This is a genomic window from Oceanobacillus locisalsi, assembly GCF_042675985.1.
Lineage (GTDB): Bacteria > Bacillota > Bacilli > Bacillales > Amphibacillaceae > Oceanobacillus > Oceanobacillus locisalsi.
In genome coordinates, this window is record NZ_JBHTKK010000020.1 from 19,150 (window position 1) to 38,375 (window position 19,226).

Sequence of the window (19,226 nt, forward strand, 5' to 3'; positions counted from 1 at the left end):
ATTCCGTTGTTCATAGCTTTTCAGTTCCGTCCATATTGTATTACTACTTCATCCAAATTACAAAGAATGCGCAGTTGTTGCGCTATGGGTGAGCAATTGCTAAGATTAATATAATAACGCAGAGGAGGCGCTGTCCACGGGACGGTACCTGGATAGGAGGATATATGGCGAAACGGACGATGGCAATTCATTTAGATTTAAAGGATAAATATGTGGAGGAAATTCGGAAGATTGTGCCAGATTGGGATATTTATGTGGGAAAAGAGCTTTCGGATGATATCCTGAAAGAAGCAGAAATCCTGGTTCATTGGCGTAAAGATAAAGAAGATACCTATCTGGAAAGCAATCAAATTAAGTGGGTACAATCCTGGAGCGCAGGGGTGGATTCTTTAAACCGAAATAAAATTGCGGAGAAAGACATCATGCTGACAAGCGCAAATGGGGTACATAGTTATCCGATTTCTGAAACGATCTTTGCTTATATTTTAGGATTTACGCGGCGTATTCATACTTATGTCAGGCAGCAGCAGGAAAAGGTATGGCATCATGCGAAACTCCGAGGCGAAATTCATAACAAAACCATGGCTGTGCTTGGTGTCGGAAAAATTGGACAGGAGACAGCAAAAATTGCGAAAGCTTTTGGAATGAAAGTACTTGGGGTACGGCATTCAGGAAAAGCAGCGGAGTATGTGGATGAAATGTACCAACCGCATCAGTTAGACCAGGTACTTCCGCAAAGTGATTTTGTTGTCGTTACATTGCCGTTAACGGAGGAGACACATCATCTTATGAGTATGGAGCAATTTAAGCAGATGAAGAAGGAAGCTTTTTTTGTCAATATCGGACGTGGTTCGGTCGTGGATGAAGAAGCATTAATCAAAGCACTAGAAAATGAAAATATTGCCGGTGCAGGTCTGGATGTGTTTGAACAGGAACCATTAGAAGATTCCAGTCCGCTCTGGGAGATGGAAAACGTGATTCTGACCCCACATACAGCGGGAGCAACGGAATTTTATAATCAGCGTGTTGTGGAAGATATATTTATTCCCAATTTAAAAAGCTATGTAGAAGGCGATACACCATCTATTAATTTGTATCGGCATGACCGCGGATATTAAAGGATAACTTGAAAAAAGAATATCGATGAAGGTAAGGATACATGAAATGAAAAAGGTACTTATTGTGCTTGCATCTCTGTTTGTTTTAACGGGATGCGGCGTACTTGATTTATTAGAAGAGCAGGAGCCGGCGGAAGGAAGAGAACTTGTTACAATAGAACGGGTCGTGGATGGGGATACTGTCATTGTTCATTTGGAAGATGGAACAAGAGAACGTGTTCGCCTGCTTTTAATTGATACTCCGGAAAGTGTCAAACCGGATACGGAAGTACAGCCATTTGGAGAAGAAGCCAGTGATTTTGCCAAAGAATTCATGCAGGAAGGGGAGACGGTTGAATTAGAAAGAGGAAATCCAGAAAGAGATGATTATGACCGTTTGCTTGCCTATATCTGGGTGGATGGTGAAAATGTCAATCAGCTGCTAGTAGAGGAAGGGTATGCGAGAGTTGCTTTTGTGTATGAGCCGAATACAAAGTATTTGAGTGAGTTAGAGGAAACGCAGGAGGAAGCAAAGGAAAATGAGGAAAATATTTGGTCTATTCCCGGTTATGCAGAAAGCAGGTTTTATGAATATTAAAGCTCTATAAACTGAATCGCACCAATCAAAGCGTAGTGCATATGCTTGATTGGTGCGGTTTTTGTTTACGTATGGTTTTTCCACGTATTCCTGTCCATTCCATATAACAGCCACGGGGAATCTAATTCAAACGGATGATCTTCAGGCAGCTGATGAATGATAGAAGCAGGGATATCCATCCATACGTGGACAGTTTCATCTGGGCACTGATTTTGTAAGTCTTTTTGCGCTTGGACAATTGTTTCCCATAAACCAGGCCGTTGAAATAAATCTTCATACGGATAAACAGCATGAAGATAGGCTTCTTTTTTTGTATCTGTTTTTGTAACCAAAGGGGGAAGGTCTCCCTCTTGAAAAAAGCGCCAGTCTTCTATTTGTTTTGCTTCTTCTTGAAATAATGTAGAGGTACTAGGAAAAGGATAGTAACATTCGATTGGAAAAAATGTATGTTTATTAACATGGTATGTATGTAATAAATTCTGTTTTTCTTTCAACTGAGTTGTTTTCGGCCAAACATTACCTGCACGCAATAGGTTATCTATGCTTTGTGCCGTACATCCATAAAGCAGTGTCTGTTTTTCGAAATAACTGCTGTTTAAGACTTGTTGCGCAGGAATATTATTTTTTTGCGTATTTGCGCCAAGCCATTCCAACGCCTGTGCCTGAAAAGCCTGATTACGGACATATTGTGTTAATTGCTTGGAATATCCTTGCCCTTGATAACGAATATCGGTTCTCAATCTTCCAAGCATAGCATTTGCAGATCCGAATGTCGTGTATCCTGCTGTGCACACTAATCGATTATCTATAAAAAGGCCAAAAAGCGTATTGTGCATAATGTCTCAAAAATACGTAAAATATAATCATCTGTAATCCCAGTATGCATGTCCTCCATTGATTTTTTATCAGATGGTAATAATTGTCGAATAATCGTCGCCATCAAATCACCTCAAGCTTCATTGTAAAAAGAAGTATCTGGTTTCGTCCAGCAATTCATTTGCAAAAAAAGTGTGTTATTTCTCAATATTTAAAACGCTTACAAAAATAATATCTTGTAGCAGGAAACTTGGAAGAGTATAATGAAGTAAATGTAGATATTTAGGAGGGCTATAATGACTACCATTCATAGAGGAGAAACAAAATTTTTTGTAGGGGAGGACATCCGTGACCCGCAAGCAGAAATTACTTTTGTACAATCAGGGTCGAATCGCTTAGTGATAGATCATACGTATGTGGCAAAAGAACTCCGAAGCCAGGGAATTGCTCAACAGCTGCTGGAGCAGGTTGTTCAGTATGCAAGAGAAAATGATAAATATATTATCCCTTTATGCCCGTTTGCAAAAAAACAAATGCAGAAAAATGAAGCGTATCATGACGTCCTTCAAAATCAATTTATTTAAATGTATCTAACAATCAAAGAAACAGCAGCATATTTATCAATAGATGAATCCATTGTGCGTACGTATGTATTGCAAGGAAAGATACGCGCGGTTTATGATGGGGAAAATTATGTCATTAATAAAGAACAATTTACAACATATTTTGAACAAGTGGAGAAGTATAGAAAGGTTATTCAGGCATATTTAGACGAACCGATTCCAGAAGATATCGATGTGAAGGATGAGGATTAAGTGTTTCTCACAAGACGGAATATGAAAAATGTTTGAAGAAATGAAATTCTATACTGTGCAAGTATAAAGGAGATTTTAAATGAAAAACAATAAACGTCCCCGAACGAAAAAAGCTGCCCCTTTTTTGAGTTATACGGTGACGGAAGAAAAAGAACTGCTTTCTTTTTTAAGAGAAGTATTAGTAAATCGCAGTCGTAATTCCGTGAAGTCTATTTTAACGAGAGGGCAAGTTTCTGTGAATAATCGTATTCAGACGCAGCATAATTATATGCTGGAAAAGGGACAAGTTGTTAAAATATTGAAGAATAAAGAGGCTGTCAAACAAGAAGTATTTATTGGCATGTCTATTGCTTATGAAGATGAAGATATTATTGTGGTTGATAAGGAAGCAGGACTGCTTTCGATTGCTACCAAAGAAGAAAGGCGACAAACCGTTTTTCATCAGCTGATGGATTATGTGAAACAAGATGACCCTGCAGGCCGCATCTTTGTTGTTCATCGTCTTGATAAAGAAACATCCGGCGTCATGATTTTTGCGAAAAGCGAGAGAGTGAAACGGAAACTTCAGAACAATTGGAAAAACATAGTAAAAGAACGTACTTATATCGCTCTGGTGGAAGGCGAAGTTCAAAAGGAAAAAGGGTATATTGTTTCCTGGTTAAAGGAAAGTTCCACCCATCAAATGTACTCCAGCCGTGTTAAAAATGACGGTCAGCGAGCAGCGACGCGTTATCGGGTTATTCAATCCAACCAACAATTCTCTTTACTGGAAATCGAGTTGGAAACGGGAAGAAAAAATCAGATCCGTGTTCATATGCAGGAACTTGGTCATCCCGTAGTAGGGGATAAGAAATATGGCGGCGGAAATCGCCGGGTACTTGGCCGACTAGGACTGCATGCAAAAGCCTTGGCGCTGTATCATCCGAGCACAGATAAACTGATGTTTTTCCGTTCGGATGTTCCAAAATCTTTTTATCATAAATCGAAATAAGTCAAAAGCCATTATCCTTTGGCGGAAGGATAATGGCTTTTATCTGATGAAAGGGTTTGTAAAGCACTCTATAAAAAGTTAAATAGACACTCCTTCTAACACTTTCCCTCCGTGCTTCGCGGTAAATTACTTCTTCAATTATATCTGCGACAGCTTGAAAAAATGGGTTCATGATTGGATAATTATCTTTTTTTGAATAAATTTGCTGTATGGGATGGACTATATCGGAGAAATTAAGACAGAGGTGATTGTATGGGGAAGCGTATGATGAATATATTCATACTCAGTCTGCTTTGTTTTTTGTTTACAATAAATGAAGCCTATGCAGCAGATGTACAGGAAGGCGTTGAGATTGGCGATAAGGCACCTAATTTTATGTTGGAGACGCTGGATGGGGAAACAATGCAATTATCTGACTTTCAAGGTGAGCGGGTTATGATTAACTTTTGGGCAACCTGGTGTCCGCCTTGTAAGCAGGAAATGCCTGATATGGAGCAATTTTATCAGGAACATGACCCTGTTATTCTTTCGGTAAATTTAACGGATGGGGAAATGAATACAGAACAAGTGGGGCAATTTATTCAAGAACTTGGGCTAACTTTCCCTGTTTTATTGGATAAAGAAGGAGAAGTCAGTCAATTGTATCGCATTCAGCCGATTCCAATGACGTATATGATTGACGCAGAAGGAATCATTCAATTTAAATCCTTTGGGGCATTAAGTTATAAGCAGATGGTAAAGCAGTTTGAGCAAATGAAGAAAGCGGACTAAGACAGCGAGAGAAGTATTAAACAAGCATGAAAATCTTTGATTATAGAGGACCATGCTTGTTTTTTGAATGCATACAGCTTTCTAAAAAGGTAAACATATAAACCTCGCTGTTCCAGGATGGACATGAACTCTATTCTCATGCTTGCTTTTTGTTCAATCATCCTTCTATTTTTTTGAACAGAGTATGGTGTGTAGCAACCGCTCCGGCCAGGCCCTCCGCTTTCTGACGTACAACTCTTTTCGATGGGGCGAGTAAGCGCAGCCCCAGCCCCAGGATGTACTAGTGCAGACGTTGCAACAAATGTATTCGGTGGGGTGAGTAATCGCAACAATGTTGTCAGGTTAATGAATTTTCAAAAGATTATAGTTGCTACTAGCAGATAGCATGAAAGCTAACTAGCGGAGGAAAAATACGGAGACTCCTGTGGGAATGCGCAGTGTGAAGACCCCGCAGAAAAAAAGCGAACTTCTTTTTTTCGAGGAGGCTGAGGACAAGCCCACGGAAAGCGTAGTGTTTTTCCGTAGCGGTCATATTAACCTGACAACATTGGTAATCGCAACCCCAGGAGTCACGGTTTTAGCCTGCAAACCACTCAAGGAGTCTCCGTGGTTGGCCTGCGCTCTAATAGGACGCTTACAATGTTTGGAAGAAATAACATCCTGATGAAGTGAGATGAAATAATGACTTCTCAGCCTAAATAAACAATCATTTATTTGTTCAGCTATTTCAAGTATATTACATCCCACTAGCGGAGACGGACCGTTTTGACTCCTGAGGGATTAGCACCCTCTGAAGATGCCCTTTTGCCAAGCGCTCTTCTTGGCAAAAGTTAGCTGAAGAGCGTGCCCCTAGGAAAGCAAAACGGTCCGCCGCAGCGGTAGTCTTATACTTTACCACTTTACCTTCTCATTTTTGTCAATTCCTGTTCTTTTGGAAAGGAAGTTACTTTTAATATGCGAAAGTTGAGTTTCTAAGAAAAGATAATGAATTAAGATAGAAAAATGCCTGCGAATACGATAAAATAGAAGTTAGGCGTTTTTTATGGAAATACAAATTTACGAATACATAAATAATATAACTTTGGGAGGCATCCACATGAAATTACTGCTTGGCCAGTTTGTGATTATTTTCATTGTATGGCTTGGTCTGCTTTCCTTTTTTCAGGATATGAATCAGGTAAGCCAGTATATTTTTTATTTGGTTACTTCTTGGCTGCTGTTGTTAGTGGTTTTAATGATGAAGACATGGATCAAAGAAAAGAAGAAAGCCAATCAGAAATAATCCGTATTTAAAGAAATAAGGAAGTGATGCGTTATGTTACGTATTGAAAATATCAGTAAATCTTATGGAGATAAAGATTTATTTACCAATATCCATACCACCATCGGTGAATATGAACGGATTGGTTTAATCGGTGTGAATGGTACAGGAAAGACAAGCTTCTTAAAAGTCATTGCTGGAATAGATAAGCCGGATCAAGGTGAAATCAAACACGCAAAAGATTATCAGATTGAGTATATTGCACAGGAAATCGACCTTTTTGAAGATTTAACGGTTATTGAACAGATTTACTATGGTGACTCAGATCAGATGAAACTGATGCGTGCTTATGAACAAGCGTTGCTTAACTTGGAAAAAGAGCCGGAAAATGAAGCAGTTCAGCAGCAGTTATTACAGTTGCAGCAAAAGATGGATGAGGCAGAGGCTTGGGAAGCAAATGCCAACGCTAAAACAGTGTTAACCAAGCTTGGCATTACCGCTTTTGGCAAACAGGTCCGGGAATTGTCGGGCGGACAGCGAAAACGGGTTGCTATTGCTAAAGCACTGATTCAGCCTGCAGATTTGCTTATTTTAGATGAGCCGACAAACCATTTGGATCATGAAACGGTGGAATGGTTGGAAAAATATTTACAGAACTATCGCGGTTCCATCTTATTAGTGACCCATGATCGTTACTTTTTAAACCGGGTAACTAACCGTATTTTTGAACTGGATAAAGGCAACCTTTATGTCTACGAAGGAAATTATGAGCTGTTTTTAGAGAAAAAAGCAGAGCGGGAAGCACAAGAAATAAGTGATGAGCAAAAGCATCGCAATACGCTAAAACGCGAACTTGCCTGGCTAAAACGCGGGGCAAAAGCAAGGTCAACGAAACAGCGTGCCCGTGTGGAACGGGTGCAGGAAATGAAGGAAAAGAAATTTGATACCAAAAAAGAAAATGTGGCTATTCAAGCTGGTTCAAAACGGCTGGGGAACGACGTTATTGATTTGGAAAATATCTCAAAAGCTTTTGAACAGCAGACGCTTATTGATGATTTCTCTTATCAAATTATTCCGGGCGACCGGATTGGTATAATAGGTCCTAATGGTACTGGTAAAACCACCTTACTCCATATCATGGCGGAGCGTATTTTACCTGATAAAGGAAATGTGAAAATTGGAGATACTGTGCGAATCGGTTACTATACCCAGGATGATGAAGATTTAGATGGGAATTTACGTATTATTGAGTATATCAAAGAAGTAGCAGAGGTCATGCATACCTCAAATGGACAAGTGATTACGGCAGAACAGCTGCTGGAGCAATTTCTATTTCCAAGACCGCAGCAATGGTCTTATATTCGGACGTTATCAGGCGGAGAAAAACGTCGTCTGTATTTGCTTAAAGTATTGATGCATGAACCAAATGTATTGTTTTTGGATGAGCCGACGAATGATTTGGATACGCAAACCTTAGGCGTTTTAGAAGAATACTTGGAGACATTTCCTGGCGTCGTTATAACTGTTTCGCATGACCGTTATTTTCTGGACCGGATTGTAGATAAGCTCTTTGTATTTCAAGGAGGCGGCGAGGTTTCCCTTTATTATGGAAACTACAGTAATTTTTTAGAAACCAATACGATTCCAAAACTAAAAGAAACTGCACCTGCAAAAGAAACAAAAACAGAATCTGCTCCGAAAACAAAAAAGAAACTGTCATACATGGAACAGCGTGAATGGGAAACAATAGAAGAGGAAATCACACAGCTGGAAACTCGGTTAACCGAAATCGAGCAGGAAATTGCAGATGCAGGAAGTGATATTGGCAAGGTACAGCCGTTATTTACAGAACAGCAAGAGGTAGAAGACAAACTGGAAGAAAAAATGGAGCGCTGGGAAGCATTATCCATATTAAAAGAAAGCCTTGAAACAGATAAATAGTATGGTGACAAGTTATCATGTATCGTAATTTTTTTGCATACGATAATAATCGGGTAGCATTCAAATGATTAGCGTGTTATACTTACGTTGGAAAATTACCAGATAGGCTGAGGAAGTCTAGTGTATAGGCGTTTGTCCACACTTAGTACCCGAATAAACTTTCTGTTTATGTCAAACGCAGATTCATATCAATCCTTGCTCCAAATGAAAATAATTAGCGCTTCCTAAAATGAAAATGAGAGCATTAGAGGTTTCATTTTTGTGAGTATGAGGGTATATAGAGAAGAAGAGCGTGCCTTATTTTGGAATTGATCAATCAAGGAGGTTATTAAATGAAACTTTTTCAAGTAAGAAAAGGACAATTTGTATTTTATGAGAATGAATTGCATAAGGTATATTCTGTTAAGCCGATGTTTAAAAAATCTGTGCATATGTATCGGTTAAAGGATATGAAACAAGTATTAACAACAGCAAGAGAAATTAACTTTTATCGTCCGAAACATAATGATACTTTTATTTTTTATGGCAAACGATATACGGTTGATCAATATGCAAAACCAAAAGCCGGTGACTATATTTTGATTGTGAAACCTACGCCAGATTTTCTGGATCATTATTCATTGAATGAGATTGAGAAAGTGGAGCGGGTTGAAGATGGAAATGTTATTACAACCCGTGATAATGGTGTGAAACATAGTGAATATGTTGTGATGGTTCCAGGGAAATCAGATGCAAGTCAAGAAATTGCTTACTTTGATAAATCACTTGTTCCGGAAGAAAAGCAGCTGCAAGATGAATCCATTTCTTATTTAGCAGAAAATGATGATACACTCCAGCCTGCTGTTGGGGATATTTATTTGGATATCCATAACAATACCCGGGCTATGATTATAGCTATGACGGATGATGAGATTGTATTCGGTCATGGCGTACGGGTGCATGTTGCTGAACTGTTAGATGAAACAAGATATGAATTAGTTTATCAATTTGAAGATAATTAATAGAGAAAAGCCGGCTAAGGATGATGAAGCCGGCTTTGTTTATGCTCTATTTATTTGATTTCTTCCATTCGTCTGTTGCTTTATACCCCAGGATGTTGAGTGCATCTTTGGAACTGGAATAAATCGGGTTATATCCTAACTCCAGGTCTGTCAAATCCTCAACCGTCAGTTTTCCTTTAATTGCTGTTGCAAGTACGGCCATTCGTTTATCAGCCCCTTCTGGTCCGATAACACTGCCTCCTAATAATCGACCTGATTCCGGATCAAATACAATCTTCATCCAGAGCTTTTCTGAACCAGGGTAATATCCGGCGTGGGAAAAGCCTTTAGACATAACTTCTTTGAATGGTATATCTAATGCTTCCAGAGCTTTACTGCTTTGTCCTGTTATAGCCACGGTATAGTCAAAAATGCGGAAAATAGAAGAACCTAAAATACCGTCACGCGCAATTTCTTCCCCGTTTAAATGAGAAGCAATCACAAATGCTTGCCGATGGGCAGGCCATGCCAATGCTACATGAGCTGGTTTTTTGGTAATAAAATCAACTTCCTCCACAGCGTCTCCTAATGCATAAATGGAAGGGTCGCTCGTCTGCATGAACGCATTCACTTTAATTGCTCCGGTTTCCCCCAGTTCCAGACCGGCATTTTCTGCAAGTTCAATATTAGGCGTGATACCAACAGCCATCAGTGTCATATCTGCCTGAAGGCTTTTTCCGCTTTGAAGGTGCAGCGTCGTGCCATCGTCAGAATAACTTTCCAATCTGTCATTTAGATAAAGGTCTACGCCGTTTTCTTGGATATGATTATCAACAAGACTTGCCATATCAGCATCTAATCGAGACATGACATGCTCGGAATGATCGACAAGGGCACATTGCAATCCTCTTTGATGCAGGTTCTCAAGCATTTCCAGACCGACAAACCCGCCGCCGATAATAGCAGCTGTCTTCGGTTTATTATCCGAAATAAATGCCTCTATCTGATCCATATCTTCCACCGAACGCAGTGTAAAAGTATTGTACCCGATACCATCTAATTCTGGCATAACAGCTCGTGCTCCGGGTGAAAGAATTAATGTATCATAATCCATTTCATATGGCTTGTTATTTTTCTCAAATAACAGGGTTTTTTTCTCTGGCTCGATATGCGTAACCCTGGCATAGGTTTCAATCGAAACATGGTATTTCTCTCTAAAATCATTTTCCGAATAAATGACCTGACTCCGGTCTGTAATGGTTCCTCCTAAATAATAAGGCATGCCGCAATTTGCGAAGGAGATGTAACCATTCCGTTCAATGATATAAATTTCGGACTCTGTATCATATCTTCGTATTTGTGCAGCGACTGTGGCCCCGCCCCCGACACCGCCGACGATGACAATTTTATTAATCATAATCAAAGTTCTCCTTTCCAATTCGCTTTTTTATATTTAAAATACGTCTTATCAGTATCATAATTCCCGAATTTTAGTAATTTAAAAAGTGATTATGCTATTAAAAAATCTCCCTGCCAAAAAGCAGGAAGATTTTCATGTGCATCAAACATTGTCTGTGGCATTTTTAAAATGGAAAAACGCCGAGTGAATAAAGAAAAACAATAACGATGGTAATGGGTGCAATCCACCGTAATAGTTGATACCATAGCTGAAACATACCGTTTCCAAGAGGATGTCCTGCTTGGAACTCCTGTTCAACTAAGGAACGGTTCATTTTAAAACCGACAAATAAAGCAATAAATAAACAGCCGACAGGCAGCATAATGTTGCTGACTAAGAAATCACTGGCGTCAAATGCTGTTTTTCCGAAAATATGAAAATCAGCAAGCACATTGGATGATAAAGCAGCAGGTATACCAAATAAGAATACAGCCAGTCCGGCAATCCAGGCAATTTGTTTGCGTGAACCTTTTGTTTTTTCATTCAGAGAGGATGTAATGATCTCCAGCATACTGAAGGAAGAAGTTAAAATCGCAAACAAAAATAAAAACAAGAATAAACTAAGAAATAATTGACCGAAAGGCATTTGTGAAAATGCTTCTGGAAGTACGACAAACAACAACCCTGGTCCTTCTGCCGGTTCCAGTCCAAATGCGAATACGATTGGAAAAATCGCTAATCCGGCAAGCAAAGATACGAAAATATTCATAATAGAAACGGAAGCTGCCGAGGTGGTTAAACTGACGTTCTTAGCAAGGTAAGAACTGTAGGTAACCATGACGGATATACCAACAGCAAGCGAGAAAAATGCCTGTCCTAATGCATATAAAATATTTTCCCCGTTTAATTGTGAAAAGTCCGGCTGCAAGAAGAAGCGTACCCCTTCCATAGCCCCTTCAAAGGTTAAAGAACGTACAACAATAATAAGGAAGAATATAAACAATAACGGCATTAATACTTTACTATATTTTTCGATGCCATTTTGCACGCCATTAGAGATAACAAAAGAGTTGATAAATACAAAAACAGCAAGCCCTGCAATTGTCAGCAGCGGGTTGCCGGTAATGGTATCGAACAAAGCACCATAATCAGCACCATTTGTAATGACCATTCCCGAAATGGACATCAAGCTGTAAATCAATACCCAGCCGCCGACAACACTGTAAAAGGACATTAAAATAAAGGCGCCGACAACTCCCCAATGTCCGATAAAAGAAAAGATGCTGCGTTTCGGAGCAAGTTTTTGGTATGCACTGACCGCTTCTTTCTGGGCTCCACGGCCAACGACAAACTCAGCGATTACCAGCGGAAGACCAATCAGAATCGTAAATAATATAAAAATAAAGAAAAATGCTCCTCCGCCATTCATCCCGGTCATATATGGGAATTTCCAAATAGCACCTAAACCGACAGCGGCACCGGCAGAGGATAAAATAAATCCAAGTCTTGTTGACCATTGTTCTGTTTTCTTTTCCATATACATAAAATCCTTCCTGCAATAGGATATTAAAGCGTTCTATAAAAATGCCAGATTACCTAACTGATTTTATCGAACTTTTGAACTTATATAAGTTGAATTATTAAATTACCTTTTTAATCTAACTCAAGTTTCGCACCTAAGCATAACCATATAAACGTTACTGTTCCAGGGTGAGGATGAACTCCATTATCATGCTTGCTTTGAGTTAAATCATCCTTTTATTTTTTGAACAGGATAGGCTGTATAGCTTCCGCTCCGGCCAAGCCCTCCGCTTTCCATGGGCACGGCGCAACGGTAGCCTTACACTTTACCTTCCAATCTTAACAGATGTATGGAAGAAACGATCAACTCCTGCCTCTATGGCAAGAGAGTTACTTTTAAAGTGCGAAAATGGAGATTTAACATAATCAATCATTAATTATGTAGTTAAACACTATAATCAGCGTAGTGTTTTTCCGGAGCGAATGCCAGAAGGAAAAAAATTTGTATTTCAACTTATATATTTTAAAAATCAGTGTCCAGTATATCATAAAAGCTTATTTCCTTCAGTGGTATTTCCTATTTTCTTGTTTAAAAAGTATTACTTCTTCACCAATATTGTTTCCATTTTCTGAATATTACTCCAAAAATGTTGTAAACATATTTGGATTTCCATTATACTAGAATGAGAAAGAGCAGAAATTCATTGGCTTGGCAGAGAAAAGCAATTATTTTGAATCCTGAGGAGGAATAAAAATGATAACGCTTTCAAGTGAAGAGAAGAATGTACAAAATTTTATGGATGGTGCCTGGGTAGCGACAGCGGGGAAGGAAAATGTTTATAATCCTGCTAATGGCGAAGTGATAGCAGAAGTTCCGGATTCAGGTGCGGCGGTGATTGATCAGGCTGCAGCATGTGCATATGCTGCGCAGAAAGAGTGGGCGCTTATACCGGCGCCTCAGCGTGCAGAACTGCTGCTCCAAGTCGGTATGATTATGAAAGAACGTAAAGAAAGGCTCTCACAGCTGTTAACTTTAGAGAATGGGAAGGTGATTGAGGAAGCGCGGGGAGAAGTCCAGGAAGGCATTGATATGGCGTTTTATATGGCAGGCGAGGGGAGACGTCTATTCGGACAGACGACACCGTCTGAATTAAAGGATAAATTTGCAATGAGCGAAAGATGTCCGGTCGGTGTAGTTGGAATCATTACACCATGGAATTTCCCGATTGCTATTGCTACATGGAAGTCCTTTCCTGCTATTGTTGCGGGAAATGCTGTTATTTGGAAACCTTCGTCTGAAACACCGCTGATGGCAAACGAATTGGCGAAAATTTTTAACGAAGCCGGCTTGCCCAAAGGGGTGCTAAACGTTGTCTATGGTTCAGGTTCTGCAGTCGGGCAGGCAATGATTGAGCATGAATCTATTCGTGTTATCTCATTCACTGGATCCAATGAAACGGGAAGAAAAGTAGCGACAGAATGCGGTAAACAATTGAAAAAGGTTTCTCTGGAAATGGGCGGAAAAAATGCTGTTATCGTTATGGAAGATGCAGATATCGATTTGGCGGTGGAAGGTATCCTGTGGAGTGCATTTGGAACAAGCGGCCAGCGCTGTACAGCCTGCAGTCGTGTTATTGTCCATAAAGACGTACGGGAGCTATTGGAGAAGCGCTTATTAGCGGAGATGAAAACCCTGACGATAGGAGACGGGTTAGACGCCAAGAATAAAGTTGGACCAATTATTAATCAAGCTGGTTTAGATAAAATTTTAAAATATATGGAAATCGGAAAAGAAGAAGGAGCAAAATTAGCGGCGGGCGGTAAACAGCTCACCATAGAGAATTATGAAAAGGGCTTTTATTTTGAGCCGACATTATTTACGGATGTAACAATTGATATGCGAATTGCCCAAGAGGAAATTTTCGGGCCGGTTGTTTCGCTTATCGAGGTAAAAGATTTGGAGGAGGCGATTGTTGTAAATAATAAAGTAAAGTATGGCTTATCCAGTTCTATTTTTACGCAGAATGTGAATCGTGTGTTTCAGGCACAGCGTGACCTGGATACAGGAATCGTTTATGTGAATGCCGGAACTACCGGAGCAGAAATTCATTTGCCTTTTGGAGGCACCAAAGGTACCGGAAACGGACATCGTGATTCCGGCGTGCAGGCATTGGATGTGTTCACAGAATGGAAAGCGGTTTATGTAGATTATAGCGGCAAGCTGCAGCGTGCCCAAATTGATACAGATGCATAGACTATCTATGAAAATTCCTTTAAAAGAAGGAAGGGAAAAGGGGGAATAATCATGAAAATAGGTGTGTTAGGAACCGGGCTCATGGGAAAAGAAGTTGCAAGAGATTTGGCCAATAGCGCAGACGTCAAAGAAATAGGTCTTGCAGATATTAACTTGCAACGCGCCCAGGATATTTGTTATCAATTACAGTCTCCGTTCATGACAGCGTATCAGGTAGATGCGCAGAATGAAAAGGAACTTGCTGATTTTATGCGCCGTTTTGATGTTGTCGTGAATGCGCTCTTTTATACGTTTAATGAAGTTGTTGCTAAAACCGGTATCAAAGTAGGAACTTCCGTTGTTGATCTAGGCGGTCATATTGATCATATTACAGATAAAGTGCTGGAGTTGGAGGGAGAAGCAAGAGCTGCAGGAGTAACCATTATCCCTGATTTAGGTGTAGCGCCGGGGATGATAAATATATTATCCGGCTATGGTGTGAGTAAATTGGAAGAAGCCGCGTCCATCCAATTATATGTAGGCGGTATTCCTGTTCACCCCGAACCTCCCTTGCAATATAATCATGTGTTTTCCATGGAGGGTGTACTGGACCATTATACCGATCCATCCGAGATTATCCGTCATCGTACATTAATTACCGTTCCATCTTTATCTGAAATAGAGCCGATTGAATTTGATCATTTTGGACAATTAGAAGCTTTTCATACATCAGGGGGAACATCAACCTTAATAAAGTCTTTTCCATATTTGGAAACGCTGGAGTATAAAACCATACGATATCCGGGACATGCTGAAAAAGTGAAGTTATTAGTAGATCTGAATCTGACAAAGAATCATTATGATGTAGTGGTGGATGGCGTCAAAGTCAGCCCCCGGAAAGTATTGTTGAAGGTACTTGACCCCATTGTTGCGCTAAATGACAAAAAAGATGCCGTGTTATTACGGGCTGTGATAAAAGGCCGCAACAAACAGGTGAACACGACATTCACCTATGAAATGGTGACTTATAAAGAGGAGCAGACAGGAATTACAGCGATGGCACGGGCTACAGCGAACACCATTTCTATAGCTGCCCTAATGATAGCAGGCGGAGAAATTACGAAAAACGGTGTCTATCCGCCAGAAAAAATTATCCCGGGAGAAGCTTATATTAGAGAAATGGCAAAAAGGGGAGTAATGATTAAAGAAAAAATCTCCATGGAAAGCCATTCAACCGTATCTTAATCAATAGAAAAGAAATTTCAGCACACGACAAATAAGCTCCCATATTCCTGTTTTTAAAAATTGGAAGCACATACGCGTTATTTTTAAAATGGTAATTTCTAGAAAAAGGAGTAGAGAAAGAAATCAAGTGAGCTCAGAGCTTGATTTCTTTCTTACCAGTTTTTCAAAACAACTTAAAAAAATGTATATTTCATATGCGTTATATATTTAACTAAAAATAAATAAAATGCCAGCAAATTCCTTATTAAAAGTATATTTTCTCACACAAAAAAACATTTATTTTGCTGCTTTTTGCAATTTATGAATCATTTTTAATGCACGGCCGGTTCCGATTGCTACCGATTCTAACGGATTAGGAGCAATGTGAACAGGGACGCTGAGCTCCTCTGCAAGCCAATCTTTCATCCCGTTTAATTGGGAGCCGCCGCCAGTCAGAACAATTCCGTTATCTACAATATCACCGCTTAATTCCGGAGGGCATTCTTCTAATGTTGCGCGGATTGTTTCTAAGATTTGATCCAAGGACTCTTTCAAAGAAGAATAAATCTCTGTAGAAGTTACTTCGATTGTTTTTGGAAGCCCGGTAACCATATCACGGCCGCGGATTTCCATTGTTTCTTCTTGATGATTCGGGTGTGCGTGACCAATTTCCATTTTAATGTTTTCGGCAGTGCGCTCACCGATTAAAATATTGTATTGTTTACGGATATGCTGAATAATTTCTTCATCCATTTTATCTCCTGCAGTGCGAACGGAATTACAAGAGACGATTCCGCCGAAAGAAATAATCCCTACTTCGGATGTTCCGCCGCCAATATCTACAATAACGTTGGCATAAGGTTCATCAACTGGAAGATCTGCTCCGATTGCTGCAGCAACTGGCTCTTCAATAAGATGGACTTGTTTTGCTCCGTAACTGGAAACCGCATTATGGATAGCTCTTCTTTCTACACTTGTGCTGCCTGATGGTGTACATACGATAACATTCGGTTTACGCATGGACATACCTAATGTTTTGCTTACTTTTTTAAGTAATTCTTTCAGTAATTGAGCTGTCACGTCGTAATCAGCGATAACGCCGTCTTTTAAAGGGCGGATTGGAATAATGTTCTTTGGTGTCTTCCCAACCATTTCTTTTGCTTCTGTTCCGACAGCCATTACCTGCTTTGTATCTGTGTCGATAGCGACGACACAAGGTTCATTTAAAACAATTCCTTTTGTTTTTGAGTAAACTAAGATATTTGCGGTTCCTAAGTCAATTCCAATTTCAGCGCTTGAAAACATATATAAAATCCTCCATTAAATAACATTTTATTTTCATTACATACAGAAAAGACAAAATGCGACACTTTTCTATATAAAAGAACACTTAACAAGCCTGATCAAAATGAAAATGAATATTCATTTTGATTCTCTTCTTAAATATTCTTCTTGGTATTTTGGTGTAAGCCGGTAATTTACGATTCATATATCATTTGATTGATTGCATTCTATTCTTTGTTCTTTTGTTTGTGTAACATAATTATTTCAGTCTTTAAATACTATTCTATCAAATAATTGCTTTTTTGGGGGTGATGAACTCCCTAAATTATATAGATATAATAGACAGAACTAGTTTATAAAATAAAATAAATGTGAAATGAAATCAAGTAACATTTCCGTTACAATTTTGCTTATGATGTAACATTAGTCCTCCTGTAGAAACTTGTCAATATTCGTTTTATAGAAATGATTTCCTGTCGATTGATTAATTTCCAATAGAGGAGAATTATACGCATTTTAGAATAGTAGATTTGACAGGGTTTTACAAGTTTAAAAGTAAAAAATAAAAAGCGAAAAAAGTCCTTGGTAAACCTTGCCTTCAATATTTCAAATATTACAGCCAAACCCGTGTTATGATTTTTTTGCACAAAACAAAACAACAAAAAAGGAGTGTATGTGCATGTTTAAGAAAGTAGGCATTGCTACTGCATTGTCAGCAACCGTATTAATTGGAGGAGCGTTCGCTTCAAATGTTGAAGCATCTGCAAATTCTGGAGCCTCTCCTCAAAGTTCCGACCAAGTCTATTATTCTGAGAATGGACAAGGCTGGAACAATATAGATACAGAGCAATTAAATAATGGTGATTTTAATTGCGTGGAGACAATAAATGGAGAAGCAGCTCCAGATCAAGAAGCAGAAGCTGAGGCGCCGGCAGAAAACCAGCCTTCGGAAGAAGCAAATCAACAAGACTCTGGTAATCAGGAAGAAGCTCAGCAAAATACAGAAGATAACCAGACAGATGGTGAAGTAAGTCAATTTGAGCAAGAAGTAGTTGATTTAACTAACGAAGAAAGAGAAAAACAAGGTCTGGAACCATTGGAAATCGATACAGAGTTAAGTGGAGTAGCTAGCGAAAAATCAAAAGATATGCAAGAAAACAATTACTTTGATCATAATAGCCCAAGTTACGGCTCTCCATTTGATATGATGCAAAGCTTTGATATTGATTACAACACTGCCGGTGAAAACATTGCGCAAGGACAGCAATCTCCAGAAGAAGTAGTAGATGCTTGGATGAACAGTGAAGGTCACCGTGAAAACATCATGAATGGTGATTTCACACACATTGGCATTGGTCATGTAGAAGATGGTAACTACTGGACACAAATGTTTATTGGAAAATAAGCAGCGTCTTTTCATTCCATCTTGTAAATAAAACCTTTCCGTTTGGATGGTGTCAAACACCATTCATTCGGAAAGGTTTTTTTAATAAACTCAAGTTTCGCACCTAAGAATAAGCATATAAACGTTGCTGTTCCAGAATGAACATGATCTCTATTATCCTGCTTGCTTTGAGTTAAATTATCCTTTTATTTTTTGAACAGGATATGGTGTATAGCTTCCGCTCCGGTCAAGCCCTCCGCTTTCCGACGTACAACGGTTTTGATGGGGTGAGTAAGCGCAAAAGCTCTTCGATGGGGCGTAACCGCAGTCCCAACCCCCAGGAGTCACGGTTTTAGCCTGCAAACCACTTAGTTTTACAGCGGATGGAAGAACTAACATCTTAATGTATTTAAATAAAATAATCGCTTGTAACCTAAATAAACAATTATTCTGGTGCTTCAGTTGCTTAACAACATGGATCGTTCATATCAAGCATAGCTTTCATGCATAGAAAGGAATGATTGCTGAACATTTTTACCATGCACCACGAAAAATGTGTTCTGTCTAATCTACTTTTATTTGTTCAGCTATTTCATATAGAGAACATCCCACTAGCGGAGGCGGACCGTTTTGACTCCTGAGGGATCAGCACCCTCTGAAGATGCCCTTTTGCCAAGCGATCTTCTTGGCAAAAGTTAGCTGAAGAGCGTGCCCCTAGGAAAGCAAAACGGTCCGCCGCAGCGGCCGCCTTAAACTTCACCTATGTTCCTGGTAAGGAAGTTACTTTTTAAAGTGCACAAATTAAGTAATAAAGAATAATGTCAATCATTTCGTTTGTTTTGATTAGGAGAACAAACGCAGTTAAGATAAAAATGGACGGCTAAATCTTTACTTTATGGGGTATAGTTCAT

16 protein-coding genes and 3 pseudogenes are annotated in these 19,226 nt (G+C 39.3%); 14 read left to right on the forward strand and 5 right to left on the reverse strand.

Going from position 1 to position 19,226, the window contains the following annotated elements; genetic code table 11:
- The first annotated feature begins 164 nt into the window (after window positions 1-164).
- Window positions 165-1,118, forward strand: coding sequence for a D-2-hydroxyacid dehydrogenase (locus ACFQ19_RS14730; protein WP_379593353.1), 954 nt, complete (start codon window positions 165-167; stop codon window positions 1,116-1,118).
- A gap of 46 nt (window positions 1,119-1,164) precedes the next feature.
- Window positions 1,165-1,695 carry a thermonuclease family protein gene (locus tag ACFQ19_RS14735; protein ID WP_379593354.1) on the forward strand — a complete coding sequence of 177 codons (531 nt, stop codon included), beginning with the start codon at window positions 1,165-1,167 and terminating at the stop codon, window positions 1,693-1,695.
- Between the two features lie 65 nt (window positions 1,696-1,760).
- Here the strand turns inward: ACFQ19_RS14735 and ACFQ19_RS14740 are convergent, their stop codons facing one another.
- Entirely contained in the window at window positions 1,761-2,531 is a 771-nt protein-coding gene (locus ACFQ19_RS14740; RefSeq protein WP_379593355.1) for a GNAT family N-acetyltransferase, read from the reverse strand.
- Window positions 2,501-2,635: a hypothetical protein gene (locus ACFQ19_RS14745; RefSeq protein WP_379593408.1), complete on the reverse strand. Its 135-nt coding sequence runs from the start codon at window positions 2,633-2,635 to the stop codon at window positions 2,501-2,503. The genes ACFQ19_RS14740 and ACFQ19_RS14745 overlap by 31 nt, the downstream gene beginning before the upstream one ends.
- Before the next feature lie 172 nt (window positions 2,636-2,807).
- Here ACFQ19_RS14745 and ACFQ19_RS14750 point away from each other — a divergent pair, with 172 nt between their 5' ends.
- From ACFQ19_RS14750 to ACFQ19_RS14790, 9 genes and pseudogenes are all read left to right on the forward strand, one after another.
- Window positions 2,808-3,095: a GNAT family N-acetyltransferase gene (locus tag ACFQ19_RS14750; protein WP_379593356.1), complete on the forward strand. Its 288-nt coding sequence runs from the start codon at window positions 2,808-2,810 to the stop codon at window positions 3,093-3,095.
- Window positions 3,096-3,326, forward strand: a complete 231-nt coding sequence (locus ACFQ19_RS14755; RefSeq protein WP_379593357.1) for a helix-turn-helix domain-containing protein — start codon at window positions 3,096-3,098, stop codon at window positions 3,324-3,326.
- A 79-nt stretch (window positions 3,327-3,405) separates the two neighbouring features.
- Window positions 3,406-4,317 (forward strand): RluA family pseudouridine synthase, encoded by a 912-nt coding sequence (locus ACFQ19_RS14760; protein WP_379593358.1) that lies wholly within the window; start codon window positions 3,406-3,408, stop codon window positions 4,315-4,317.
- A gap of 267 nt (window positions 4,318-4,584) precedes the next feature.
- Window positions 4,585-5,088, forward strand: a complete 504-nt coding sequence (locus ACFQ19_RS14765) for a redoxin domain-containing protein (protein WP_379593359.1) — start codon at window positions 4,585-4,587, stop codon at window positions 5,086-5,088.
- A gap of 1,096 nt (window positions 5,089-6,184) precedes the next feature.
- A complete protein-coding gene (locus ACFQ19_RS14770) occupies window positions 6,185-6,370 on the forward strand; it encodes a hypothetical protein (RefSeq protein ID WP_379593360.1) in 186 nt (61 codons plus the stop codon).
- Between the two features lie 33 nt (window positions 6,371-6,403).
- Window positions 6,404-7,228, forward strand: a pseudogene (locus tag ACFQ19_RS14775) (ABC-F family ATP-binding cassette domain-containing protein); the annotation flags it as partial.
- Window positions 7,229-7,423: 195 nt separating this feature from the next.
- Window positions 7,424-7,744 (forward strand): annotated as a pseudogene (locus tag ACFQ19_RS14780) (ATP-binding cassette domain-containing protein); the annotation flags it as partial.
- A gap of 327 nt (window positions 7,745-8,071) precedes the next feature.
- Window positions 8,072-8,290 (forward strand): annotated as a pseudogene (locus tag ACFQ19_RS14785) (ABC transporter ATP-binding protein); the annotation flags it as partial.
- Window positions 8,291-8,622: 332 nt separating this feature from the next.
- Entirely contained in the window at window positions 8,623-9,291 is a 669-nt protein-coding gene (locus ACFQ19_RS14790; protein ID WP_080873774.1) for a hypothetical protein, read from the forward strand.
- Window positions 9,292-9,337: 46 nt separating this feature from the next.
- Here the strand turns inward: ACFQ19_RS14790 and ACFQ19_RS14795 are convergent, their stop codons facing one another.
- Both ACFQ19_RS14795 and ACFQ19_RS14800 read right to left on the reverse strand, forming a co-directional pair.
- The gene (locus ACFQ19_RS14795; RefSeq protein ID WP_379593361.1) at window positions 9,338-10,687 is read right to left on the reverse strand and encodes a CoA-disulfide reductase; all 1,350 of its coding nucleotides are present in this window, start codon (window positions 10,685-10,687) and stop codon (window positions 9,338-9,340) included.
- Window positions 10,688-10,853: 166 nt separating this feature from the next.
- The gene (locus ACFQ19_RS14800; protein WP_379593362.1) at window positions 10,854-12,206 is read right to left on the reverse strand and encodes a sodium-dependent transporter; all 1,353 of its coding nucleotides are present in this window, start codon (window positions 12,204-12,206) and stop codon (window positions 10,854-10,856) included.
- Window positions 12,207-12,986: 780 nt separating this feature from the next.
- On the opposite strand from ACFQ19_RS14800, the gene ACFQ19_RS14805 reads away from it, so the two are divergent.
- Window positions 12,987-14,444, forward strand: coding sequence for an aldehyde dehydrogenase family protein (locus ACFQ19_RS14805; RefSeq protein WP_379593406.1), 1,458 nt, complete (start codon window positions 12,987-12,989; stop codon window positions 14,442-14,444).
- A gap of 51 nt (window positions 14,445-14,495) precedes the next feature.
- Window positions 14,496-15,668, forward strand: a complete 1,173-nt coding sequence (locus tag ACFQ19_RS14810) for a saccharopine dehydrogenase family protein (protein WP_379593364.1) — start codon at window positions 14,496-14,498, stop codon at window positions 15,666-15,668.
- A 276-nt stretch (window positions 15,669-15,944) separates the two neighbouring features.
- Here the strand turns inward: ACFQ19_RS14810 and mreBH are convergent, their stop codons facing one another.
- A complete protein-coding gene (gene mreBH / locus ACFQ19_RS14815; protein WP_379593365.1) occupies window positions 15,945-16,952 on the reverse strand; it encodes a rod-share determining protein MreBH in 1,008 nt (335 codons plus the stop codon).
- Window positions 16,953-17,610: 658 nt separating this feature from the next.
- On the opposite strand from mreBH, the gene ACFQ19_RS14820 reads away from it, so the two are divergent.
- Complete coding sequence (locus ACFQ19_RS14820) at window positions 17,611-18,336, forward strand: CAP domain-containing protein (RefSeq protein ID WP_379593366.1); 726 nt, start codon at window positions 17,611-17,613, stop codon at window positions 18,334-18,336.
- Window positions 18,337-19,226: the final 890 nt, after the last annotated feature.